This window comes from Streptomyces flavusporus (assembly GCF_046267975.1).
Lineage (GTDB): Bacteria > Actinomycetota > Actinomycetes > Streptomycetales > Streptomycetaceae > Streptomyces > Streptomyces flavusporus.
Genome location: NZ_CP176503.1, coordinates 5,275,635 through 5,298,518 on the forward strand (window position 1 = coordinate 5,275,635; position 22,884 = coordinate 5,298,518).

The window sequence follows — 22,884 nt, forward strand, 5'->3', positions numbered from 1 at the left end:
GGGCGGCGGACTGGACGTAATGAACGCCTTCAGCCTCGCATGCCTCCCGGTCGGCGCGTAGGAGAGAGGACGGCTGGGTGGAGATCAGCCGCGCATCGCCGAGAGACGGTTCAGCGCCACCTTGCGGCGGTGCGGGCGGGCGGTCGTAGTGCGCAGGCCCATCATCTGCGGGGCCACCTCCGGCGCCCTGGTCGGTGCCGTCGGCGTGTGCAGCTCGTACGCCACGCCGAGGGCCAGGGCGAGGTCGGCCGCGCCGACACCGGTCACGTGGTGCGAAACCTGCTTGATCATGACGTACTCCCTCTCGTTCCGAGTCTGGCGTCGCGCGTCTCTCGTTCAGCGGTTCACTCGGTGGAGCCCGCCCGCAGCTTCGCCAGGTCGGACTTGACGGTGTTGATCGGGATGGCGAAGCCGAGGCCGACGCTGCCCGCGTCGGAGGAGGAGCCCGCCGCCGAGTACATGGCGGAGTTGATGCCGATGATGTTGCCGTTCATGTCGATCAGCGCGCCGCCGGAGTTGCCGGGGTTCAGGGACGCGTCGGTCTGGATCGCCTTGTACGTCGTCGTCGACGAACCGGTGTCGCCGTTGAACTCCTGACCGCCGAACTCGAACGGCCAGCCACCGCCACCCTGCTGTTGCTGCTGACCCTCGTCCGTCGAGACGGTCACATCCCGGTCAAGCGCCGAGACGATGCCGCTGGTCACCGTGCCGGTCAGGCCCTCGGGCGAGCCGATCGCCACGACCTCGTCGCCGACCTGCACACCGTCGGAGTTGCCGAGGGTGGCCGCCGTCAGGCCGGAGGCGTCGTCCAGCTTGATCAGGGCGAGGTCCTTGCTGCTGTCGGTGCCGACGACCCGGGCGGTGTACTCCTTGCCGTCGCTGGTGGTCACCTTGATCTGCGAGGCGCCGGAGACGACGTGGTTGTTGGTGATGATCTCGCCGTCGCCGGTGATGATCACGCCGGAGCCGGTGGACGATCCGGCGTTCGAGGTGGCGTTGATCTCGACGATGCTCGGGCTGACCGCCTTGGCGACGCCGGCGACCGTGCCCTTCTGGCTGGACGGCACGACATGGGTGCTGGTGCTGCTGGCGGCCACGGTGTCGGAACCGCCGGTCAGCTCCTGGATGCCGTAGGCCGTGCCGCCGCCGATGGCCGCGGCGGCGATCGCCACGGCGGCGATCAGCGCGACCGGGCCGCGGGTGCGCTTCTTCGTGGGGGCGTGGGAGACCGGCTCGGTGAGGAGCGCGGTGGGCTGGTGCGCCGGCGGGGGAGGCCACTCGGGGTTCACGGGAGAGGAGGCGTACTGCTGGTTGCCCTGGTACGGGTTCTCGTACTCGCCGCTGGGGCGGAGGCTCTCGGTCATGTTCATGAGCTTGTCGCCCGACGATGAGAGCTGCCTGAATGCTCCCTGAGAAGCCCGACAGAACCTCGTATGCCCGATATAAAGATGGTTCTCGCGGCTCGGCGAGGTCTCTCAGAGACGGTTCATACAGCGCCGAAAGCGCTTACTCACACCCGCACGACCGGCGCACCACCAGCCGCGACGGAAACACCTTCAGCCGCTCCCGCCGCGATCCCGCAACCCGCAGTCCGTCGTCCAGGACCAGATCCACCGCCGCCCGGGCCATGGCCGAGCGGTCCGATGCGATCGTCGTCAGGGGCGGGTCGGCCAGGGCCGCTTCCTTGATGTCGTCGAAGCCGGCCACCGCCAGCTCGCCGGGGACGTCGATGCGCAGCTCGCGGGCCGCGCGCAGCAGGCCGATCGCCTGGTCGTCGGTGGAGCAGAAGATCGCGGGCGGACGGTTCGGCCCGGAGAGGATGTTCAGGGCGATGCGGTACGCGTCGTAGCGGTTGAACGGCGCTTCGAAGAGCCGTCCCTCGGTGGAGATCCCGGCCTCGTCCATCGCGCGCCGCCAGCCCTCGACGTGGTCGGAGACGGGGTCGCCGACCGCGGGGGTCTCGGCGGTGCCGCCCATACAGGCGACGTACTCGTAGCCGTGCTCCAGGAGGTGGCGTACGGCGAGCTGGGCGCCACCCAGGTCGTCCGTGACGACGGCGACGTCGTCGATGGCCTCCGGTCGCGCGTGCAGCAGCACCACCCGGGCGTCCCAGGCGTCGATCTCGGCGGCGGCGAGGTCGTTCAGTGCGTTGCTGACCAGGATCAGCCCGGAGACGCGCATCCCCAGGAAGGCCCGCAGATAGTGGACCTCGCGCTCGCCGACGTAGTCGGTGTTGCCGACGAGGACCATCTTTCCGCGCTCGGACGCGGCCTGTTCGACCGCGTGCGCCATCTCCGCGAAGAACGACTGGCGCGCGTCCGGCACGATCAGGCCTATGAGATCCGTGCGCCGGGACGCCATGGCCTGTGCGACCCGGTCGGGCCGGTAGCCCAGCTCCTTGATGGCGGCGAGGACACGCTCGCGCGTGGCCGGGGCGACCGGCCGGGGTCCGTTGTTGATGACATAGCTGACCACGGCAGTGGACGTCCCTGCCAGCCGTGCTACGTCGTCCCGAGTCACCTTGGCCACGCGCGGAGTCTACGCGGATGGACCGGCTCTGGGCAGGGCGTACAGGGGCGTCCCTGCGCCCGCCCCGAGCCGTTCGCGCGCCTGCTAGAGGTCGGCCGGGACCTCGGCGGCGCCCAACGGGGCCGTCTCGTCCGCATCCTCCGGCTTTGGCTGGGCCGCCTTGGCCTTCGCCTCCTCCGCGGCGCGGTCCACCTTCTCCGGCGTAACGAATCGATAACCGACGTTCCGGACGGTCCCGATCAGCGACTCGTGCTCGGGTCCTAGCTTGGCGCGCAGCCGTCGTACGTGGACGTCGACCGTGCGCGTACCGCCGAAGTAGTCGTAGCCCCAGACCTCCTGCAGCAGCTGGGCGCGGGTGAAGACCCGGCCGGGGTGCTGCGCGAGGTACTTCAGGAGCTCGAACTCCTTGAAGGTGAGGTCGAGGACCCGGCCCTTGAGCTTGGCCGAGTAGGTCGCCTCGTCCACCGACAGGTCGCCGTTGCGGATCTCCATCGGGGAGTCGTCGTTGACGATCTGCTGCCTGCCCATGGCGAGCCGGAGCCGCGCCTCGACCTCGGCCGGGCCGGCGGTGTCGAGGAGTACGTCGTCGATGCCCCAGTCCGCGGTGACGGCGGCGAGCCCGCCCTCCGTCACGACGAGGATGAGGGGACAGCCGGGGCCCGTGGAACGGAGCAGCTGGCAGAGGCTGCGCACCTGCGGCAGGTCACGGCGGCCGTCGATCAGGATGACGTCGGCACCCGGGGTGTCGACGAGGGCGGGCCCTTCCGCCGGAGCCACCCGCACGTTGTGCAGCAGCAGGCCGAGCGCGGGCAGCACCTCCGTCGACGGCTGGAGAGCGTTGGTCAGGAGCAGCAGAGAACTCATACGTCTGGTTCCTCCTCGGTCCCTGCGAGGACGTTTGCGGTACTGCGCTGCGATCCCGGTGCCCCGTACACCTGCGGTTTCCCGCTTCGTATACAACGCTCCCGAAAGCACAAAAGGACCCGGGGGCTACGCTGCCCGAGTCCTCTGCCCAGCAGAATAGCCCACATGAGCAACGGTCCGGCAGGTCATACGGCACGATCCACCACCGTTCGTCCGAAGTATGAGACGCCGGGGGTGAGCAGACCCGCACCATTGCGGACGTTTCTGCGCACCGCCGACGGTGTGACGATCGACGCCGTATACGACCCGGGTGACGTCGTATACGAAACCTTTACGGCCCCGTTCGGCCATCCGGTGTTCGTCGTCGCGCACGGTTTCACCGGTGACGCGGACCGGCCGCACGTCCGGCGGGTGGCGCGGGCCCTCGCCCGGTACGGCGCCGTCGTCACCTTCTCCTTCCGGGGTCACGGGGCGTCGGGCGGACGGTCGACCGTCGGCGACCGCGAGGTGCTCGACCTGGCGGCCGCGGTGACCTGGGCGCGCCGGCTCGGGCACGCGCGCGTGGTGACCGTCGGCTTCTCCATGGGCGGCTCGGTGGTGCTGCGGCACGCGGCGCTGCACGGCGGGGAGCGCGAGGGGCGCACGGACGCGGTGGTGTCGGTGAGCGCGCCGGCCCGCTGGTACTACCGGGGCACGGCGCCCATGCGGCGCGTGCACTGGCTGGTGACCCGCCCCGCGGGCCGGCTGGTCGGCCGCTACGGCTTCCGTACCCGCATCCACCACCGGGACTGGAACCCGGTCCCGCTGTCCCCGGTCGAGGCGGTTCCCCGGATAGCACCGACCCCGCTGCTCATCGTGCACGGCGACCGCGACGGCTACTTCCCCGTCGATCACCCCCACATGCTGGCCGCGGCCGCCGGCGACCACGGCGAACTCTGGCTGGAGCCCGGCATGGGCCACGCCGAGCACGCGGCCGCCGACGAACTCCTCGCCCGTATCGGGGACTGGGCTGTCAGCAGGGCGGGCTAGCCTTGCGGTGTTCACCGCCGAACGACAAGTGGTGTTCATCGCCGAATGGACCAGAGGAACGAGATGGCAAAGGTCACGGTGCGCTACTGGGCCGCCGCGAAGGCCGCGGCCGGGATCGCCGAGGAGCCGTACGACGCGGCCACGCTCGCCGAGGCGCTCGACGCCGTGCGCGAACGACACCCCGGTGAACTGACGCGCGTCCTGCAGCGATGCTCCTTCCTCGTCGACGGTGACCCCGTGGGCACCCGCGGGCATGAGACGGTACGGCTGGCCGAGGGCGGCACGGTCGAGGTGCTCCCGCCGTTCGCAGGAGGGTGACCACACCGATGAGCAACCAGCCGTACCAGGGTCCGTACGAGGGCTCTTACGACGGGTCCTACGACGGTCGGTACGAGGGCTACGACCCGTACCAGCAGCAGGCACCGCAGCCCCAGGTCCCCCAGGCGTGGCCCGGGCACCCGCAGTCGTACGACGATCCGCAGGCCGCCCAGCAGTACACGCAGCAGTGGCAGGGGCAGACCTGGGAGACGGACGTGCACCCACCGGTCGCCGCCGTCGACCCGGCCGAGACGGCGTACCTGCCGCCGCAGTCGCCCGCGTACGGGACCACCGGCCAGTACCTGCCCCCGCAGAGCGCGAACGCCGGGTGGGACCAGCCGGACCGGCCCACGTCGCCCGAACCGACACCCGCGCCCCCCGCCGCCGACTCCACGGGCCCCGCCTACGGCCCCGCCACCATCGCCGGGAACGCCCGCATCACCGACGCCCAGCGCGCCCGCCTCGAAGGCCGCTCCCCGATCATCGAGCCCGGCATGCAGCCCGCCGCGCTCACCGCGCTGCTCGGCCTGCTGCTGTCCGGCACGGCGGCGCTCGGCGAGTACGCCCTGCTCGTACCGCTCGTCGTCCTGCAGGCGGTCACCGCCGCGGGCTGGTTCCGGCTGAACGGCATGTGGCCGGCCCGGCAGGGCATCGCGCTGGCGTTCGCGGGCGCGCTGACCGCCGACGTGGCGCTGCTCGTCGCGGGCCGTGACCACGGGCCCGCCGCGATCCTGGGCACCCTCGGCGTCTGGGTCCTGCTGACGCTGGTCCTGCAACTGCGCTCGCACGCCGACCCCGACACGCGGATGTACGGCCTGATGGCGACGGTCGTCTCGGCCGCGCTGGCCATCGTCGCGGGCGGCTACCTCGCCGCCGAGCCGGACGCGGTCATGGTCGGTGCCGCCGCGGCGGCCGTGGCGGTTCTCGCCCGCGCGCTGCCGCTGCCCACGCCGGCCTCCGTGGTCGTCGCGCTGCTCGCCGCGGCCGGTGCGGGTATCGCGGTGGGCAGCATGACCGACGTGGGAACGGGGGGCGCGCTGCTGGGCGCCGCGGCCGCGGCCTGCGCGCTGATCGGCCACCGGGTCGCGAGCTACGACTACCCGTCCCGGTTCGTCCACTTCACGGCGGGCGTCGCCCTGCCGCTGAGCGTGGCGGCACCGGTGGTGTGGGTGCTGGGGCGGGCGCTGGTCTGAGGCACGGCCTGTTGTCACAGGTGATCGAAAATTCCGCGGTGGGCCTTCCCGGCCGGGTTACCGTGACCCTCGACCTGAAGACCGCCGAGGTGGGGGAACATGCGCGCGCTGCGAATACTTCTGATCGTCGTCGTGGTCCTCGGCGGCCTGTTCGTGGTGGCCGACCGCCTCGCCGTGAACTTCGCCGAGGGCGAGGTCGCGGACCGGCTGAAGACCACCGAGAACCTGACCGCCACCCCGGACGTGTCCATCAACGGTTTCCCGTTCCTCACCCAGGTCGCCGGCGGCACGCTGGACGACGTCGAGGTCGGCATCAAGGACTACGAGGCGGCCGCGGGCGACGGTGAGCGGATCCGCATCGACGACCTGACGGCGAACATGAAGGGCGTCGAGTTCTCCGGCGACTACAGCTCCGCCACGGCGGCCAGCGCCACCGGCACCGCGAGCATCACCTACGACGAGCTGCTCAAGACCGCCAAGTCCGAGCCGACGCAGGTCGCGCCCGGGGTCACCGCCGAGGTCGTGGGCCTGTCCGACGGCGGCAACGGCAAGATCAAGGTCGCGGTCGAGGCGACGGTCCTCGGCACCAGGCTGCCCCAGCCGGTCTCCGTGCTCAGCTCCGTCAAGGCCGAGGGCGACACCGTGCGGGTGAGCGCCGACGCGCTGCCCTCGCTCGGGGGCGTCGAGGTCGGCGAGTCACAGATCCGGGCGATCACCGACTTCGAGCAGCGGATCGACGAGCTGCCCGGCGGCATCCAGCTCGACAAGGTCGAGGCGGCGGAGAACGGTGTCGAGTTCACGGTGCGGGGTTCGAACGTCCGGCTCGCCGGGTAGAACGCGGCGGGTGGCGGACCGGGTCTGTCCGAAAGGCGAGACGGTTGTGTCCGTACGGCAGTTGCCGCGTGGCGTCCCCACGCCCGGACGCCGCTCCGCGGCGGCCCGGATGCGCATCTGATCCCATATCCCGGACGATCGTGTCTCAGAATGCGACACGCCGGTGACACGCCCGCTGATCCGTCCCTACGATCGAGCCTATGAAGCGACAGGCGGATCTCACGAAGCGGCGGGCAGTAGACCTGTGCCGCGTTGCCGCCATGCTCTGTCGCACCTTCTGAGCGGAAGCCCCGCCTTCCGCGTTCCCCTGCCCTGCTCAGGGCATCCGTGCGCCGCGCCGGCCCCGGCATCAGCGCACCCTCGCACTCGCACGCCCCGCCGCAACTGCCCCGGAGGAGAAAGAGCATGAGCCGCAGCGACGTCCTGGTAGACGCCGACTGGCTGCAGGAGCACCTGGACGACTCGAGCATCGCCATTGTCGAGGTCGACGAGGACACCACCGCCTACGAGAAGAACCACATCCGCAACGCCATCCGGATCGACTGGACCAAGGACCTCCAGGACCCGGTCCGCCGCGACTTCATCGACCAGGAGGGCTTCGAAAAGCTCCTCTCGGCGAAGGGCATCGCCAACGACACGCTGGTGATCCTCTACGGCGGCAACAACAACTGGTTCGCCTCGTACGCCTACTGGTACTTCAAGCTCTACGGCCACGAGAACGTCAAGCTGCTCGACGGCGGCCGCAAGAAGTGGGAGCTGGACGCCCGCGAGCTGGTCGAGGAGGTGCCGGAGCGCGCCGCCACCGAATACAAGGCCAAGCCGCAGGACACCTCGATCCGCGCCTTCCGTGACGACGTGGTCGCCGCCATCGGTTCGCAGAACCTGGTCGACGTCCGCTCGCCCGACGAGTTCTCCGGCAAGCTGCTCGCACCGGCGCACCTGCCGCAGGAGCAGTCGCAGCGTCCGGGCCACGTCCCGACCGCCCGCAACATCCCGTGGTCGAAGAACGCCAATGACGACGGCACCTTCAAGTCGGACGAGGAGCTCAAGGAGCTCTACGCCGAGGAGCAGGTGGACCTTGCCAAGGACACCATCGCCTACTGCCGTATCGGGGAGCGCTCCGCGCTGACCTGGTTCGTCCTGCACGAGCTGCTCGGCGTGCAGAACGTCAAGAACTACGACGGTTCCTGGACCGAGTACGGCTCTCTCGTCGGCGTGCCGATCGAGCTCGGCGCCAACAAGTAACCGACCCCGACCGACCTTTCCAGGCCTTTCTGGACCTCTTCAGGAGAAACGACATGTGTGGAGCGAAGGCCGGCGGCCCCGACGCCTCGACGATCAAGCCCGGTGAGACCACCATCCAGGGCCAGGTGACGCGTGACGGTGAGCCGGTGACCGGCTACGTCCGCCTCCTGGACTCGACCGGCGAGTTCACGGCGGAGGTCCCCACCTCCGCGACGGGCCAGTTCCGCTTCTACGCGGCCGAGGGCACCTGGACCGTCCGCGCCCTCGTCCCCGGCGCCACCGCCGACCGCACGGTCGTCGCCCAGCAGGGCGGTCTGGCGGAGGTCGCGATCGCGGTCTGACGGCACCCCGTACGACGAAGGGCCGCGGCCCCCGGGTTGGACACCTGGGCCGCGGCCCTTCGGCGCGTTACGGACCTACCCTGGAGTCATGTACGCACGGCGGCGTCACGTCTACTTCGCCATGATGGGAACGTGCCTCACGCTCTTCGTCCTGGCCTGGGGCGTCGTGCGCCTGTGGTCGACGGCGGCCGCCGTGGCCATGTGCGTGGTCGCCATGGTCATCCCGCCCGTCGCCGCGATGATCGCCAACCGCCGCGGCCCCGACGACCGCTGGTGGGACGACCCCTCCGGGGACCCACAGTCCGACGAGTGGTGGGACGAGCTGGACGGCAAGAAGCGGCCGCGGTAGGAAGACGTGCATGTCGCCTACGAGGCTGTCCACCGTGGTGCTCGACGCGCACGACGCGCATGAACTCGCCGGCTTCTACCTGCGGCTGCTCGGCTACGAGGTGCGTGCCGAGGAGCCCGACTGGCTGCTCATCGGCCCGCCGCCCGGCACCGAGGGCCTGGCCCTGGCCTTCGAGACCGAACCCGAGTACGTCCGGCCCGTCTGGCCCACCAGGAACCCCGGCGACCAGCAGATGATGCTCCACCTGGACATCGAGGTCGACGACCTGGAGGGGGAGACGCGGCGCGCCGTGGCCGAGGGGGCCACGCTCGCGGCGTACCAGCCGCAGGACGACGTACGGGTGCTGTTCGACCCGGCGGGGCACCCCTTCTGCCTGTGGACCGAGAGCGGTCAGTAGACCAGCGCCTGGGTGTCCTCCGCGAGGGACTCCTGCACGAACACCTGCGCGCCCGCGATCCGCACGCCCTCGATGACGTCCTTCTCCGTGATGTCCCGGCGGGCCGCGCACTGGGTGCACAGCGTCAACCGACCGCCCACCAGGACCGAGTCGATCAGCTCGGGCAGCGGCGCCGCGTGCGGCAGTTCGAACTCGGCCGCACGGCCCGGCAGGGCGAACCACGCGGACTCGCCGGTCAGCCACACGGAGACGTCCACGCCACTCGCCACGGCCACCGCCGCCACCGTGAACGCCTGCGAGCAGCGTTCGGGGGCATCGGCCCCCGCCGTCACCTTGATCACGAGCTTCTTCGCCATGGCCGAATCGTAATCAACGCAGCTGCAACCCACGGTGTTGACCATGAGTCGCCTGCGAGGCGTGGAACGGAACCGGATGCTCACCCGGGCCCGCAAGGTCACGCCGTGGCTGCGGGCGGGCTCGTGCGTGCCGCAGCAGCAGATCATCCGCGACTTCGGCCGATCCCGCGCCAAGGCGCTGAAGGACATCGCGGCCGGGCTGCCGCCACGGCAGCGGGCGGGCCTGCCGCGTTTCAAGACCCGCAAGGGCAAGCGCGCCTCGCGGCCGAGCCTGAACTACACCCAGCGTGGCTTCCGTCTCACCGCTGGGCGCCTGCACCTGGCCGGAGGCATCGTGCTGGGTGTGGTGTGGTCGCGCCCGCTGCCCGCCGCCCCGACCTCGGTCCGCGTCTACCAGGACAGCCTGGGCTGCTGGTACGCGTCCTTCGTCGTGCCCGCCCCGAGTGAGCCGCTGCCGCCCACGGGCCGGGTGCTGGGGGTCGACTGGGGCGTGCGCGTGGTCGCGACGACCACCAGCGATGCCCACGACCTGCCCCACCCCCAGCACGGGAAGAAGGCCGCTGCCCAACTGGCTCGCCATCAGCGGCAGATGGCCCGCCGCCGCCCCCGGAAGGGGCAGGCCGCCTCGCGCGGCTACCGTGCGGCGAAGCACCGGGCGGCGAAGGCGTACCAGAAGGTGGCCCGGCAGCGGCAGGACAGCGCCCGCAAATGGGCCAAACGCGTGGTGCGCGACCATGACGTGATCGTGGTGGAGGACTTCCGCCCCAGGTCCTGGCGAAGTCGAAGATGGCCCGCAAGGCGGCCGATGCGGCCATCGGTGCGGCGAAGCGGGCTGTGGTGGACATGGGCCGCAAGCATGGACGGGATGTGCGCCTGGTGGCTGCGGCGCACACCACGACAGACTGTGCGGCGTGCGGGGCGAGAGCCAAGCACCGCCTGCCGCTCAGCGAACGTATCTACCGGTGCACCACGTGCGCAGCGGTCGTCCCCCGGGACAAGAACTCCGCGTTCGTGATGCTCCGCCGGGCAGGTCTGGACCCGGCTGGTGCCGATCGCGTCAGACTCGACGGTCCGCCGGACCACCGAGCAGCGTGAGCCAGGAATCCCCCTCCATCAGGAGAGGGAGCATTCAAGTTCTGTGGGGGACGTCTCGTGACCTGGAAGTCTCGCGAGCACCGGAAGCTCTAGCGGCACCGCGCCGAAAGGGCCGTACGGCGCTGCTGATTGCCGCGGCTGAGGCCCTCGGCGTTGTCGCTGGCAACTGCGCCGGATACGTGGTGCAGGCCGCCCGGCAGCCCACCGCGTTGCCGCTGCTGTCCCAGCCCTCGGTCGGGCAGGCGAAGGGCGAGGTCGAACCGCTGTCGGCCGCAGGACCGCCGCGTCGGGACCGACGGGAGACCTGCGCGAACTGTTGCCGGAGCGCCCGAAGGGGGGCGCGGGAGAGCGAGTACCTCGCGGACAGCGAGTTCCTCGGAGAGCTCGCCTCGAAGGAGGACGGGGAGGACTTCGGGTAGGACCTGACCGACCATGGCCTGCGGCACATCGCCGCACGCGGCTGGGACCACTGAGGACGGCACCACGCGCGTATCTACCTGCTGCTGCTCGGCTGAGGGCGTACCTCACAGAGAGCGCCGGGCCCCACCCGCGTAAGCTGGGGCCCGGCCCCGTGCAACACGCACCTCCGCTCACCAAGGAGCATCCCGTGATCGTCTTCTTCGAAGCCCTTCTGGTCCTGGTCTGCGTCGGCGTCCTCGCCTTCACCGGTCTGGCCGTGAAGAAGCTGTACCAGGGCCAGCGCTGACCATCGCCATTACCGACGTACGAGACTTCTGAGCTGATCATGATCGAGATCCCGTCCGACCTCCACAAGGACCTCGTCCCGCTTGCCTTCCTGCTCGGCAACTGGGCGGGCGCTGGCGTGCACGACTTCCCCGGTGCCGAGAAGTGCAACTTCGGGCAGGAGGTCACCTTCACGCACGACGGCCGGGACTTCCTCGAGTACCGCTCCCACACCTGGGTGCTGGACCAGGAGGGCAACAAGGTCAGGCCGCTGGAGTCCGAGCACGGCTTCTGGCGGATCGACGCCGACCGCAAGGTCGAGGTCACGATGACCCGCGACGACGGCGTCATCGAGATCTGGTACGGCGAGCTGGCCGACCAGAAGCCGCAGATCGACCTGGTCACGGACGCGGTCGCCCGCACCGCCGCGTCCCGCCCCTACAGCGGCGGCAAGCGGCTGTACGGCTACGTCAAGAGCGACCTGATGTGGGTCGGCGAGAAGCAGACCCCCGAGGTCGAGCTGCGGCCGTACATGTCGGCCCAGCTGAAGAAGGTCGTCACCCCGGAGGACGTGGAGCGCTGGGCGAAGGCCCTGCCGGACGACCTCCCCGACGACGGCATCGCCTTCTTCAAGTAGGCCTTTCCTCATCTGGCTCTAGACTTCCAGTGTGGTGAGCACCGACTGGAAGAGTGACCTCAGGCAGCGCGGCTACCGGCTGACGCCGCAGCGGCAGCTCGTGCTCGAAGCCGTGGACAACCTGGAGCACGCGACCCCCGACGACATCCTCGTGGAAGTACGGAAGACGGCGTCGGGGGTCAACATTTCCACGGTCTACCGGACGCTGGAGCTGCTGGAGGAGCTCGGGCTGGTCAGCCATGCGCACCTCGGGCACGGTGCGCCCACCTATCACCTGGCCGACCGGCATCACCATCTCCACCTCGTCTGCCGCGACTGCACGAACGTCATCGAGGCCGATGTGGAGGTCGCCGCCGATTTCACCGCCCAGCTGCGGGACCGCTTCGGCTTCGACACCGACATGAAGCACTTCGCGATCTTCGGCCGGTGCAGGGACTGCTCGGCTGCCAGGAGTTCACCTACCGAGTCGTAGGCTTGGGCGTATGAAGAGCCCCCTGCTGTCCCTGCCCGGCGCCGTCCCCGCCGAGGGTGTGGACGAAGGCGTCGCCGCCCACTACGGCGACCTGTTCCGCGAGCAGCGCGCCCTCGCCGGCGGCACCGGCTTCGTCGACCTCTCGCACCGCGGAGTCGTCACCGTGACCGGCGAGGACCGGTTGAGCTGGCTGCATCTGCTGCTCACCCAGCACGTCAGCGAGCTGCCCGCGGGCGAGGCCACCGAGGCGCTGATCCTGTCCGCGCACGGCCACATCGAGCACGCGCTGTATCTCGTCGACGACGGCGAGACCGTCTGGGCGCACATCGAACCCGGCACCCAGGACGCGCTGATCGCGTACCTGGAGTCGATGAAGTTCTTCTACCGGGTCGAGGTCGCCGACCGGACGGCCGACTTCGCGGTCCTGCACCTGCCGGCCGGTTCGATCACCGAGGTGCCGGAGGGCACCGTCGTACGGGAGACGGCGTACGGACGTGATCTGTTCCTGCCGCGCGCGGACCTCGAGTCGTACGCCGAGAAGGCCGGTCCCCCGGCCGGGATCCTGGCGTACGAGGCGCTGCGCGTCGAGCAGCACCGGCCGCGCCTCGGCTTCGAGACCGATCACCGCACGATCCCGCACGAGCTGGGCTGGATCGGCACCGCCGTGCACCTCCAGAAGGGCTGCTACCGGGGCCAGGAGACCGTCGCCCGGGTGCAGAACCTGGGCAAGCCGCCGCGCCGGCTGGTCTTCCTGCACCTGGACGGCAGCGAGGTGCACCTGCCGACGCACGGCACCGAGCTGCGCCTCGCGGACGACGGCCCCGACGGCCGCAAGATCGGTTTCGTCACGACGTCCGTACGCCACCACGAACTGGGCCCGATCGCCCTCGCCCTGGTGAAGCGAAACGTCCCGGTGGACGCACGGCTGGTGGCCGACACGACGGCGGCGGCCCAGGAGGTCGTGGTCGAGCCGTAGGCCCGCATCCCGCGGGCAGTCGTGCCTCCCCCAGTGCCTCAAGGGCCTGGGGGACCCCCAAGGCGGCACGGGTGGGGCGCGGACGGCACCCCGCCGGCGCCGGGCCGCGCGACCCACCCCACCCCAGCCACAACGCAGGGCGGCTCACATCTCCAACAGCACCGTAAACGGCCCGTCATTCGTCAAAGACACCCGCATCCGCGCCCCGAACCGCCCCGTCGCGACGGTCGCCCCCAACGCCCGCAACTGAGCGACCACCTCGTCGACCAGCGGCTCGGCCACCTCGCCGGGCGCCGCCGCGTTCCAGGTGGGCCGCCGCCCCTTGCGGGCATCGCCGTACAGGGTGAACTGGCTGATCACGAGAAGCGGAGCGTCGACGTCGCTGCACGACTTCTCGTCGTGCAGCATGCGGATCGACCAGAGCTTGCGAGCGAGCTGGGCCGCCTTCTCCTTGGTGTCCTCATGGGTCACCCCCACCAGAACGCAGAGCCCCTCACCGATGATCTCTCCGACGGTCTCGCCGTCCACGACGACGCTCGCACCGTCCACCCTCTGCACCACTGCACGCATACGACCAATCATGCCGGGGTGCGCCATCCGGCTTCGCAGATGGTCCGTACCAGCTCTCTTTTTGATCCCTAACCCCCCATCTGGGGTCGTTCGGGGGTACTAAGTCCCATACGGGCCACTTGGGGTGGCACGATGTGGCAACAGCCGGTTGAGGGGACGGTAGAGGCACATGAGCACACCGAGTACCGGACAGCCACCTGTGGCTGTCTCGTTGACCCACGCGGGAGGCGGAGAGTCACTCCGGCCGCCCGTGCAGCGCACCGACAGCCCGCAGCTGCTCCCGGATCCGCCCGAGCACGATCTGACCGCACTCAGCCTGCCCGAACTACGCATCCTGCGTCGGGACGCCCAGCGCGACGAGGCCGACCTCAGTTACGTACGCCGGCTGCTCCAGGGGCGGATCGACATCCTGCGCGCGGAGCTGGCGCGACGCGGGCCGAAGTCCCTGCTGGAGGCGGGCGAGGCGTCCGTCGTCGAGCGGCTTTCGGAGATCCTCACCGACGCCCCCGCCCGGCACCGCTCCTCCGCCCGCCATGTGACGCTGGGGACCCCGCACAGCGAGGAGTACCGGCGGCTGGCCGCCGAGATGCTCGCCGAGGTCGAGCTGTCGGCCCTGGATGCACGTACGGACCTGGAGCTGACCACCGCGATGGGGCGGCTGGTGCGCTACGAGCAGCAGGTGTCCCGGCGCAGGCAGCGGCTGCAGCGGACGGCAGACGGCTGCAGCGCGGAGATCGCCCGCCGCTACCGCGAGGGGGAGGCGCAGGTCGACGACCTGCTGATGTGACGCCCGGGCACGCGGGCCGGTGGGGGAGACACGGGCGGTTCTCGGGCGGTCTTCTGATCCGCCCACCCGCCGTTCAAATCCCCGCGACACCGTCACCCGCGTACGCCTACGGTGGCCCCATGAGCCGCCGCGACGACCTTGCCGTACGCCCGATCACCGAATCCGACTTCGAGGACTGGCATCGCGCCCTGAACGTCGGCTTCCTGCGGGAGCCGACGCTGACGGAAGAGCAACTTCGGGCCCGCCGTCACCAGTTCGTGCCGGGCAGACTGCTCGGTGCGTTCGACGGCGAGCGGTGTGTCGCGACGTTCCGGTCCTTCGCGCAGGAACTCACGGCCGTGGGCGGCGCCGCCGTCCCGGCCGACGCCATATCCAATGTCACCGTCACCCCCACGCACCGTCGCCGCGGCCTCCTCAGCCGCATGATGACCCAGGACCTGGCGGCGGCGAAGGAACGCGGGGACGTCGTCGCGACCCTGATCGCCGCCGAGTACCCGATCTACGGCCGCTACGGCTTCGGACCGGCCACCTGGACGACCGAGTGGACCATCGACGTGCCCCGCACCGGCCTCGACCCCCGCTGGTCGGGGCCGGAGGGCGGCGGCCGGATCGACGTCGTGGACGGCGAGGACATCCGCAAGCTCGGCCCCGAACTGTACGAACGGCTGCGCCGCGCCCAGCCCGGCGCGGTCAGCCGGGGCGAGCTGTGGTGGCGGTACAACACCGGCGCCCTGCGCTACAACGGGTCCTGGACCGAGCCCTTCTACGCCGTCCACCGCTCGGCCACCGGCGAGGTCGAGGGCATGGTGTCCTACGAGGCCGACGACAACTGGCACGGCAAGCAGCCGCACAACACCGCCGACGTGAACTGGCTGATCGCGGTGACCCCGGCCGCCGAGCGCGCCCTGTGGCACTACCTCTGCTCGATCGACTGGATCACCCAGGTGAAGACCGGCTGGCGGGCCCCGGACGACCTGCTGCCGCTCTACCTGCCGGACCCGCGTGCCGCCCGTGTCACCACGCAGGCCGACTGGCTGTGGGTGCGGATCCTGGACGTCGTACGGGCGCTTCAGGCGCGGACGTACGAGGGGGAGGGCTCGCTGGTGCTGGAGGTGGTCGACGCGGGAGGGCTCGCGGGCGGACGGTACCGGCTCGAGGCGTCTGCGGCAGGTGCGTCCTGTGCGCCGACCACGCAGAGCGCCGACCTCACGCTGGACGTCGGCGACCTGGCGGCGCTGTGGCTCGGGGACGAGTCGGCGGTGCGGCTCGCGACGCTGGGCCGGGTGCGGGAAGCACGAGCGGGCGCCGCCCGATCGGCCGACGCCCTGCTGCGCACGTCCAGGCGGCCTTGGTGCCCGGACCTGTTCTGAGTGCTCCCTTCTGCCGACGGCGGGTGGACTCATCCGTAGCGTGCTGTTGAGTTGTGGTTGTTGTTCGGTTGTGGCTGTGCGGTGTGCTTGTTCCGCTGTTCGGTTGTCGCTGTTCAGTTGTGACTGTGCAGACTGACCGGGCACCCGGCTCCCCTCCGGAAGGGAGCCCGGCCAGCCGGATCCTGGGTGTCAGCCGGACTGGGAAAGCAGCACCACGAGGAGCACCGCTCCGATGCCCCCGAGCATGGTGTTCTTGGCCTTGACGCCGAGGGTCAGCGCGACGAGGGCGATGAGGCCCAGGGGGCCGAACCTCCACTGGACGAACTGCTCGACTCCGATGGCCAGAGCGGCGATGACGAGGGCGATGAGCGGCATACGGTCCCCCCTTCGGGACTGTTCGACCCTGGTGGCCAACCTCCGGTTTGTTTGACCATGTTGTTGAAGTTGGCGACCAACTTCACTGTACTTATCTCCACTTGGAAGCGTCTCATAACCACCTACTTATGAGCTGCCGGAAGATGGCGGGAAGTTGTACTGTTTGGTTGTGGAGCCGGAACACGCCTCCGTCAATGGGCGGAAGAGGCCACACCCGCCCCAGAAGACACACCGTGACGTGGCAGACGTGCTGCGCGCCCGGATCAGGTCCGGGGTGCTGCAGCCGGGTCAGCGCATGCCCACCCAGGCCCAGCTGGCCGACGAGTTCGGTGTCGAGCGCGCGGCGGTCCGGCAGGCGCTGCGCATCCTGCAGACGGAGCGGCTGCTCACCAACGTGTCCAAAGGGAGCCCCGCGACGGTGGCGCCCGACCCGGGCCGGGCGCTGGCCGGCCCGGGAGCCCCGCCGCAGCCCACCACCGTGGCCCTCGCGCCCCGCATGGCGGCCGCCTTCGCGGCCCCGCACGTCGAGATCGACGCCCTGTGCCTGACGTCGATATCCCTCACGCTCTCCATCGGCGAGCCGCTGCGCCGGATCCACGCGGGACAGCTGAAACCGGCCAAGGTCGACGTCCGGGTCCTGCTGCCGTCCCGGGACATCGAGCTCGCCTTCCCGGCGCCGGTGGACCCCGCCGACGCCGACCGGCTGCACCAGCGCTGGCTCGCGATGCGCAACGCCCAGGGCCAGGTCCTCCAGCACAACCTGCTCGCCCTGCGCGCCTCGCACGGCATCGACGTGCATGTCTCCTTCCGCGCGCTGCCGTTCACGCCGCCGGTGAAGCTGTACCTGCTCAACGGCACGGAGGCGCTCTTCGCGTACTACACGCTCCGGCGGCGCGAGGAGGAGATCGACCACGAACAGCTTCAGCTGTACGACGCCGAGGGCACACAGTCGATGCTGTTCGCCTTCGAGCAGGGTGCGGGCCTGCGCGACACGACGTTCGTCGAGCAGTCGCACCTGTGGTTCAACGCGCTGTGGGAGACGATCAGTTCGGAGCTGGTGCTCACGAGCTGAGCGCCTCCCGGGGGCGCCTCCCGCCGGGCGCCGGTCGTTCACATGGCGGGGCCGGTCAGGAGAAGCGCGAGCACGACCGCCCCGACGGAGCTGACGGCCGGGCTCTTCGCCTTGATGCCTATGGTGAGCAGGAGCAGACCGACGACACCGGTGGCGCCGTACTTCACTTCGATCATCTGCTCGAAGCCGACGACGAAGAGGGCGGAGAGGAGGGCGAGGGCAGGCACGATGGTTCCCCCTTCGGGCGTTGAGGAGGCAAAGCCTCCGCCAACTCAAGCCATTTAGCGCTAAGTTGGCAGCCAACTCTGTATAAGTTGTCCCCACTTGGCTGCTAGCTATAAACAACTTCCAAACAAGTGCCCTTAGATGGCTTTGAGTTGTAGCGTTTGGTCGTGACCCAGGAGAACGTGGCAGTGAACGGCATGAGAAGGCTCACGGCCCAGGAGATCGCCGACACCCTGCGGGAACGCATCCGCGCCGGCGACCTGAAGGCGGGCGACCGCCTGCCCACCCAGGCCGAACTCGCCGAGGAGTTCGGCGTGGAACGCGGGACCGTCCGTCAGGCCCTGAGGGCCCTCCAGGAGGACGGCCTCCTCACCAACGTCAGCAAGGGCAGCCCACCGCGCATCGCGGAACCGGCCCCGACGAGGAACGAACCCCAGCCGACGATGGTGGCCCTGGCACCGCGCCTGACGGAGGCCTTCGCGGCCCGCAGAGTGCGCATCGACGCCGCCTGCCTGACCGCCGAGACCCTGATGCTGGCACTCGGCGACTCGGTCCGTGCCATCCACGAGGGCCGCGTCCACCCCGAGTCCATCGACGTACGCATCCTGCTGCCCTCGCGGGACATCAACCTGGCCTTCCCGATCTCGGTCGAGGGCGGCGGCGGCGACGACCCAGTCCACCAGCGCTGGCTCGCCCAGCGCAACGCCCAGGGCCACGTCCTCCAGCACAACCTCCGCTCCCTGCGCGCCTCGCACGGCATCGACGTGACCGTCACCTTCCGCGCGCTGCCCTTCACCCCGCCGGTGAAGCTGTACCTCCTCAACGGCACGGAGGCGCTGATCGCGTACTACATGGTCACGCGCCGCGCCGAGGACGACGGGACCGGACCCCTGGACATGTACGACGTCCTGGGCACCGAATCCCTCCTCTTCTCCTTCGAGCAGCATGCCGCCAGCCGGGACGCGGCGTTCGTGGAGCAATCCCAGAAGTGGTTCGACGCCCTCTGGGAAACCATCACGACGGACCTGACACTCTCCTAGTGACTTCTGATACGACGCAGACTGATGCGGTGACATCTCAGACCGGCAGCGAGACCGACGGACTGCGGGACCTGATCACACGTGCACGTGTCGTGCTCTGGGACTTCGACGGGCCGATCTGCCGGCTCTTCGCCGGGCACTCGGCGGAACGGGTGGCGAGCGATCTGGTGGACTGGCTCGGACAGCGAGGGCTGAGCGGTCTGCTGAAGGAGCAGGAAAGGCAGACCGACGACCCGCAGGAGATCCTGCGCGCCGTCAACCGCAGGCACCCGGGCAGTGACCTGGTGGCCGAGATCGAGGAACGTCTCACCAAGGAGGAGCTGAGAGCCGCTCCCTCGGCGATGCCCACGCCGTACGCCGATCCGCTGATACGTACCTGGACCGCGTTGGGCTCCCGGCTGGCGATCACCACCAACAACTCGCCTCGTGTGGTCCACGCGTATCTGACAGGCCGCGGTCTGTTCTCCTGCTTCGCCCCCCACATCTATGGCCGGACCGCGGACCTGCATCAGCTCAAGCCGGATCCGCACTGCCTCAACCGCGCCCTCAGCGCCATGGGGGCAGCGCCGCCGGCCGCCCTGATGATCGGTGACGCTCCCACAGACCTGGAAGCCGCCAAGACAGCCGGCGTCCCGTTTCTCGGCTACGCGCGTAACGAGGACAAGGAGAAGCGGCTGCGGAAGGCCGGAGCCGTAAACGTGGTGGGCTCCTTGAAGCCGATACTCGAGGCACTGCGGATTCGGCCCTGAGCCATCGCCTGTACCAGAGGTGCGGGTGAACTGCGAGCGGTACGGTCGCCGTGTGTACGAACGGCAGCACGGTACCGGTGAGGGCGGTGGCAGGGAGTTCCAGCGGGTCACCGATGCGCTGCGGACCCGGATGACGGACGGGAGGTACCCGCTGCGCTCCTTCCTGCCGTCCCAGCGTGACCTCGCCGAGGAGTTCGGGGTCTCCCGGGGCACCGTCCAACGGGCGTTGCGCGAGCTGGCCGACGAGGGCTGGATCGAGTCCCGGCAGGGCAGCGGATCGCGGGTGGTCAAGGCGCAGCGGATCCAGTCCTCGGCCGCCAAGGCGACCCGCTTGCGAGGCGGCGTGACCCTGGGCCCGCTCATCAGTGAGGCCTTCGAGCAGCCCGAAGTGGCCCTCGACGTCTACACCTTGACCTCCGAGTCCCTGGACGCGCACATCCGACTGCAGGCGGAGCGGATCCGCGGCGGCTTCATCGCGCCCCAGCACATCGGTCTGCGCATGCTGCTGCCCGGGAGGGACCTTCCACTGCCGTATCCGCGGGTCAAGGGGAACCCGGGCGACATGCGCCTGCGGCAGCGCCTGAACGCCATCACCGACCGCCACACCGACTCCCTGCGCGGTGTGCTGGAGGAGCTGCGGACGGAGAAGCTGGTGCCGTCCGTCGACGTGCAGATCCGGCACGCGCCCCTGACGCCGGCCTTCAAGCTGTACGTACTGAACGACGCCGAGGTGCTGCACGGCCCCTACGAGGTGGTGGAGCGTCAGCTGCTGCTGGACACGGGCGAGGAGGTCACCGCCCTGGACGTGCTGGGCCTCGGCGCCACGCTGACCCACCATGTGCAGGACGCGGATCCGAACTCGTCGGGGTCGGTCTTCGTCACCAGCATGCGCGCGTGGTTCAGCTCCGTCTGGGAGCTGCTCGGCGCGGGGCCGGGCGGACGCGTGCGCTAGCATGCGCGAATCGCGTGAGCAACCGCGCTCGCCCATCCGTGTGACATGGTGAACCGGCCGGCCTCACGACCTTGCGCAGACGAGTGGAACACCACCCGTTGTGCCTACTCCGGCGTGACTCCGGTCGGACGGGGTGTGTACTGAGACCAAGCGTTTGCGTTATCCGTCCATCCTGTGCAAATGACCCCGGAGCGGCCAGTGGGCGCACCTCCTCATTCCCGACACGCACTCGGGGTGCGCTCGGACGGTGGTGCGACCGGCGCTGTCCTGAGGGAGTTCGTGGCGAGCGCCGAGGCACACGGCCGGCTGAGCAGCGGGCACCACAACCACAACTATGTGACGCCGTTGCCGGAGGATGTGGCGCGCCTGCTGCGCCGCGATCCCGGCACGCCCGTGACCGTGCGGATCCGGCGCCGCGACGTGCTGCCCGTGGTGATCAGGACCTGGCAGGACGAGCCGTGGATCCTCGACGCCGTCCGGGGCGTCCTCCCACAGGTGCCGGAGTGCCTCGCCGAAGGCGACGGGTTCGCGATCCACAGCCATGTGGAAGGGGTGCCGCTCTCCAGCGTCTGCCGAAACGACAAGCCCGTCGACACGATGCTGGTCGGAGCACTTGCCGGGCTGCTTGCCCGGATGGCACACGTACGGCGAGGAGCGCTGCCGCCGCTGCCGGCGCACTGGCCCGGCAACCACACGGACAGTCAGGGCTTCCTGCAGACTCTCGTCCACCTCGCCGACCGGCAGATCCGCAGGCCCAACTGGTCGGCCTTCGGTGGACTCTTCACGGCACTCGGTATCCCGGAGGACGCCCTGATCCGGCTGGGCGAGCGGGTGCCGACCATGGCGAGACGGCCGTACAGCCTGCTCCACGGGGACCTTCACCGGGACAACCTGATCGTGACAGACGCGGGTGATCCGCCCCTCGTCTGCGTCGACTGGGAACTGGCGACCTACGGCGACCCCCTGCACGACCTCGCCATCCACCTCGTGCGCATGCGATATCCGTCCTTCCAGTGGGACGAGGTGACCGCAGCGTGGGCCGATGCCATGGGGCACGTCCGCCCGGCGGCCGTCAACGGCCTGGCCAAGGACCTTCGCCACTACGTCGACTTCGAGCGGGCGCAGTCCGTCTATCCGGACGTGATGCGTGCCGCACGGTCTCTGGAGGGATCGACCGACCAGGAGAGCCTGCACCAGGCGACGGCGTCGGTGCGCAGGGCTCTCGAGGCGGCTGGGGAACCGTTCAGGCTCAGCAATGTGCCGAGCTCTCAGGAGATCGAAGGGATCCTCCACCGCTGGCGGGCTTCCCACCGTACGGTGCTGAGCGGCGGCCGGGGCCCGGTGACGGAGGATCTTGACTGGGAGCCCGACAAGAGGCTGCCGGAGCGCCGCGACTTCCCCCACGCTGCCGTGACCGAAGCCCTGCGGGAAGAAGGGGCCGCACCGGCCGGCCGGGTGTTCAAGGGCACCGCACACCTCAACTCCGTGGTCCGCGTGAGCGGGGTCGACTTCCCCGTGGTGGTGCGCCGCAAGGTGGCGAGCGTATGCCGGCGGGAACCCAGTTATCTCAGCGAGCACGCCGTGCTCCGCGCCATCGAGCAGTCACGGGTCGAGGTGGCGGCGCCGAGGGTCCTCGCCCTGGGCACGGGCTACCTGGGTGAGCCTTTTGCCGTCCACACCTATGTCGGGCCCCACGTCGGCTCCCGTGAAGTCGACCGCGTGCCCCAGCACCCGGTGCACGGTCTGCTGCCGCATGAGGCGGACGGCCTCGTCGACCAGCTCTGCGAGTTGACCAAGGTCGACTACACCGCAGTCGACCCGACGGCCGGCGAAAGGGGATTCCACGACTGGCTCTGCGGTCAACTCGTTGCTCTGGTCCATGATCTGCCGCGGGAGTCGCAGCACCTCGCCAGGGAGCTCGGGCTGCCCAAGGCCTCCCGGCTCCGCGAGATCCTGTCCCGGCATCGGGTGACCCACCGGAAACCTGCGCTGCTGCACGGAGACCTGCACCCCTGGAACCTCGTGCGCCGTGACGACCGGCTGGCGCTGACGATCATCGACTGGGAGATGGCCCTGGTCGGCGACCCCCTCTACGACCTGGTCCGGCACATGCACCTCACCCGGACCCGTCCCGAGATCCGGGACCGCATGTTCCGGCGCTGGGAGAGCCGGCTGCCCGCCGACCACACGCGTGACTGGCGCAAGGACTGGCGGGTCTACCGGTGGCTCGAGATCGTACGGTCGGCCTACGTGGACCTCGACCGCCTGGTGACCGGCGCCAGCCTCGACGCTCCGAACGTCCGTCGGGCCGTGGACTCGTACGCCATGACCTTGGCGGCGGCCACGGCGACGCTCGGTCTGCCGCTCCGCGCGACAGCCAACCCCTATCTTGCCCGCGCCCTTACCTGACGAGACCATGGCAGGA

Annotated in this window: 28 protein-coding genes and 1 pseudogene; 21 read left to right on the plus strand and 8 right to left on the minus strand. The window is 70.0% G+C overall.

Features of this window, described 5'->3' with window-relative positions:
* Positions 1-84: 84 nt before the first annotated feature.
* From ACKTSN_RS25015 to ACKTSN_RS25030, 4 genes are all read right to left on the minus strand, one after another.
* On the minus strand, positions 85-291 hold the full coding sequence (locus ACKTSN_RS25015) for a hypothetical protein (RefSeq protein ID WP_409471152.1): 207 nt from the start codon (positions 289-291) through the stop codon (positions 85-87).
* A 53-nt stretch (positions 292-344) separates the two neighbouring features.
* On the minus strand, positions 345-1,364 hold the full coding sequence (locus ACKTSN_RS25020; RefSeq protein WP_409471153.1) for a S1C family serine protease: 1,020 nt from the start codon (positions 1,362-1,364) through the stop codon (positions 345-347).
* 142 nt (positions 1,365-1,506) lie between these two features.
* Positions 1,507-2,529 (minus strand): LacI family DNA-binding transcriptional regulator, encoded by a 1,023-nt coding sequence (locus ACKTSN_RS25025; RefSeq protein ID WP_409471154.1) that lies wholly within the window; start codon positions 2,527-2,529, stop codon positions 1,507-1,509.
* A gap of 84 nt (positions 2,530-2,613) precedes the next feature.
* Positions 2,614-3,393 carry a response regulator transcription factor gene (locus ACKTSN_RS25030; protein WP_409471155.1) on the minus strand — a complete coding sequence of 260 codons (780 nt, stop codon included), beginning with the start codon at positions 3,391-3,393 and terminating at the stop codon, positions 2,614-2,616.
* Positions 3,394-3,558: 165 nt separating this feature from the next.
* On the opposite strand from ACKTSN_RS25030, the gene ACKTSN_RS25035 reads away from it, so the two are divergent.
* From ACKTSN_RS25035 to ACKTSN_RS25075, 9 genes are all read left to right on the plus strand, one after another.
* Positions 3,559-4,422, plus strand: a complete 864-nt coding sequence (locus ACKTSN_RS25035; protein ID WP_409471156.1) for an alpha/beta hydrolase — start codon at positions 3,559-3,561, stop codon at positions 4,420-4,422.
* 63 nt (positions 4,423-4,485) lie between these two features.
* Complete coding sequence (locus tag ACKTSN_RS25040; RefSeq protein ID WP_129798554.1) at positions 4,486-4,740, plus strand: MoaD/ThiS family protein; 255 nt, start codon at positions 4,486-4,488, stop codon at positions 4,738-4,740.
* Positions 4,741-4,748: 8 nt separating this feature from the next.
* Positions 4,749-5,933, plus strand: coding sequence for a hypothetical protein (locus ACKTSN_RS25045; protein WP_409471157.1), 1,185 nt, complete (start codon positions 4,749-4,751; stop codon positions 5,931-5,933).
* A gap of 99 nt (positions 5,934-6,032) precedes the next feature.
* Entirely contained in the window at positions 6,033-6,767 is a 735-nt protein-coding gene (locus ACKTSN_RS25050; RefSeq protein WP_409471158.1) for an LmeA family phospholipid-binding protein, read from the plus strand.
* Between the two features lie 200 nt (positions 6,768-6,967).
* The gene (locus ACKTSN_RS25055; RefSeq protein WP_350310325.1) at positions 6,968-7,048 is read left to right on the plus strand and encodes a putative leader peptide; all 81 of its coding nucleotides are present in this window, start codon (positions 6,968-6,970) and stop codon (positions 7,046-7,048) included.
* A gap of 124 nt (positions 7,049-7,172) precedes the next feature.
* A complete protein-coding gene (locus tag ACKTSN_RS25060; protein ID WP_409471159.1) occupies positions 7,173-8,012 on the plus strand; it encodes a sulfurtransferase in 840 nt (279 codons plus the stop codon).
* 53 nt (positions 8,013-8,065) lie between these two features.
* Positions 8,066-8,353, plus strand: coding sequence for a DUF1416 domain-containing protein (locus ACKTSN_RS25065; RefSeq protein WP_010351646.1), 288 nt, complete (start codon positions 8,066-8,068; stop codon positions 8,351-8,353).
* An 88-nt stretch (positions 8,354-8,441) separates the two neighbouring features.
* Positions 8,442-8,702 carry a DUF3099 domain-containing protein gene (locus ACKTSN_RS25070; RefSeq protein WP_409471160.1) on the plus strand — a complete coding sequence of 87 codons (261 nt, stop codon included), beginning with the start codon at positions 8,442-8,444 and terminating at the stop codon, positions 8,700-8,702.
* 10 nt (positions 8,703-8,712) lie between these two features.
* Positions 8,713-9,099, plus strand: coding sequence for a VOC family protein (locus tag ACKTSN_RS25075; RefSeq protein WP_409471161.1), 387 nt, complete (start codon positions 8,713-8,715; stop codon positions 9,097-9,099).
* Here ACKTSN_RS25075 and ACKTSN_RS25080 read toward each other — a convergent pair.
* Positions 9,093-9,455 (minus strand): DsrE family protein, encoded by a 363-nt coding sequence (locus ACKTSN_RS25080; RefSeq protein WP_409471162.1) that lies wholly within the window; start codon positions 9,453-9,455, stop codon positions 9,093-9,095. The two genes, ACKTSN_RS25075 and ACKTSN_RS25080, sit on opposite strands and share 7 nt — an antisense overlap.
* A 70-nt stretch (positions 9,456-9,525) precedes the next feature.
* On the opposite strand from ACKTSN_RS25080, the pseudogene ACKTSN_RS25085 reads away from it, so the two are divergent.
* The 5 genes and pseudogenes from ACKTSN_RS25085 to ACKTSN_RS25105 all read left to right on the plus strand — a co-directional run.
* A pseudogene (locus tag ACKTSN_RS25085) lies at positions 9,526-10,611 on the plus strand (RNA-guided endonuclease InsQ/TnpB family protein); the annotation flags it as partial.
* A gap of 118 nt (positions 10,612-10,729) precedes the next feature.
* Positions 10,730-10,969 (plus strand): hypothetical protein, encoded by a 240-nt coding sequence (locus ACKTSN_RS25090; RefSeq protein ID WP_409471163.1) that lies wholly within the window; start codon positions 10,730-10,732, stop codon positions 10,967-10,969.
* Positions 10,970-11,295: 326 nt separating this feature from the next.
* Positions 11,296-11,871, plus strand: a complete 576-nt coding sequence (locus tag ACKTSN_RS25095; protein WP_224735953.1) for an FABP family protein — start codon at positions 11,296-11,298, stop codon at positions 11,869-11,871.
* 31 nt (positions 11,872-11,902) lie between these two features.
* Entirely contained in the window at positions 11,903-12,343 is a 441-nt protein-coding gene (locus ACKTSN_RS25100; protein WP_409471164.1) for a Fur family transcriptional regulator, read from the plus strand.
* 10 nt (positions 12,344-12,353) lie between these two features.
* Complete coding sequence (locus tag ACKTSN_RS25105) at positions 12,354-13,319, plus strand: YgfZ/GcvT domain-containing protein (protein WP_409471165.1); 966 nt, start codon at positions 12,354-12,356, stop codon at positions 13,317-13,319.
* A gap of 144 nt (positions 13,320-13,463) precedes the next feature.
* Here the strand turns inward: ACKTSN_RS25105 and dtd are convergent, their stop codons facing one another.
* On the minus strand, positions 13,464-13,889 hold the full coding sequence (gene dtd / locus ACKTSN_RS25110; protein WP_409471166.1) for a D-aminoacyl-tRNA deacylase: 426 nt from the start codon (positions 13,887-13,889) through the stop codon (positions 13,464-13,466).
* A 169-nt stretch (positions 13,890-14,058) separates the two neighbouring features.
* On the opposite strand from dtd, the gene ACKTSN_RS25115 reads away from it, so the two are divergent.
* Positions 14,059-14,676: an aerial mycelium formation protein gene (locus ACKTSN_RS25115; protein WP_409471167.1), complete on the plus strand. Its 618-nt coding sequence runs from the start codon at positions 14,059-14,061 to the stop codon at positions 14,674-14,676.
* Positions 14,677-14,795: 119 nt separating this feature from the next.
* Positions 14,796-16,046 carry a GNAT family N-acetyltransferase gene (locus tag ACKTSN_RS25120; RefSeq protein WP_409471168.1) on the plus strand — a complete coding sequence of 417 codons (1,251 nt, stop codon included), beginning with the start codon at positions 14,796-14,798 and terminating at the stop codon, positions 16,044-16,046.
* Between the two features lie 189 nt (positions 16,047-16,235).
* Here the strand turns inward: ACKTSN_RS25120 and ACKTSN_RS25125 are convergent, their stop codons facing one another.
* Positions 16,236-16,421, minus strand: a complete 186-nt coding sequence (locus ACKTSN_RS25125) for a hypothetical protein (RefSeq protein WP_409471169.1) — start codon at positions 16,419-16,421, stop codon at positions 16,236-16,238.
* A gap of 163 nt (positions 16,422-16,584) precedes the next feature.
* On the opposite strand from ACKTSN_RS25125, the gene ACKTSN_RS25130 reads away from it, so the two are divergent.
* Positions 16,585-17,493 (plus strand): FadR/GntR family transcriptional regulator, encoded by a 909-nt coding sequence (locus tag ACKTSN_RS25130; protein ID WP_409474916.1) that lies wholly within the window; start codon positions 16,585-16,587, stop codon positions 17,491-17,493.
* 38 nt (positions 17,494-17,531) lie between these two features.
* Here ACKTSN_RS25130 and ACKTSN_RS25135 read toward each other — a convergent pair whose 3' ends face one another.
* Positions 17,532-17,720: a hypothetical protein gene (locus tag ACKTSN_RS25135; RefSeq protein ID WP_224737260.1), complete on the minus strand. Its 189-nt coding sequence runs from the start codon at positions 17,718-17,720 to the stop codon at positions 17,532-17,534.
* A gap of 159 nt (positions 17,721-17,879) precedes the next feature.
* Here ACKTSN_RS25135 and ACKTSN_RS25140 point away from each other — a divergent pair, with 159 nt between their 5' ends.
* The 4 genes from ACKTSN_RS25140 to ACKTSN_RS25155 all read left to right on the plus strand — a co-directional run bounded on the left by ACKTSN_RS25140 (position 17,880) and on the right by ACKTSN_RS25155 (position 22,868).
* Positions 17,880-18,758: a GntR family transcriptional regulator gene (locus ACKTSN_RS25140; protein ID WP_409471170.1), complete on the plus strand. Its 879-nt coding sequence runs from the start codon at positions 17,880-17,882 to the stop codon at positions 18,756-18,758.
* A gap of 29 nt (positions 18,759-18,787) precedes the next feature.
* Positions 18,788-19,507, plus strand: coding sequence for an HAD family hydrolase (locus tag ACKTSN_RS25145; RefSeq protein WP_409471171.1), 720 nt, complete (start codon positions 18,788-18,790; stop codon positions 19,505-19,507).
* A 52-nt stretch (positions 19,508-19,559) separates the two neighbouring features.
* A complete protein-coding gene (locus ACKTSN_RS25150; RefSeq protein ID WP_409471172.1) occupies positions 19,560-20,459 on the plus strand; it encodes a winged helix-turn-helix domain-containing protein in 900 nt (299 codons plus the stop codon).
* Between the two features lie 279 nt (positions 20,460-20,738).
* Positions 20,739-22,868, plus strand: coding sequence for a phosphotransferase family protein (locus ACKTSN_RS25155; RefSeq protein ID WP_409471173.1), 2,130 nt, complete (start codon positions 20,739-20,741; stop codon positions 22,866-22,868).
* Positions 22,869-22,884 lie beyond the last annotated feature (16 nt).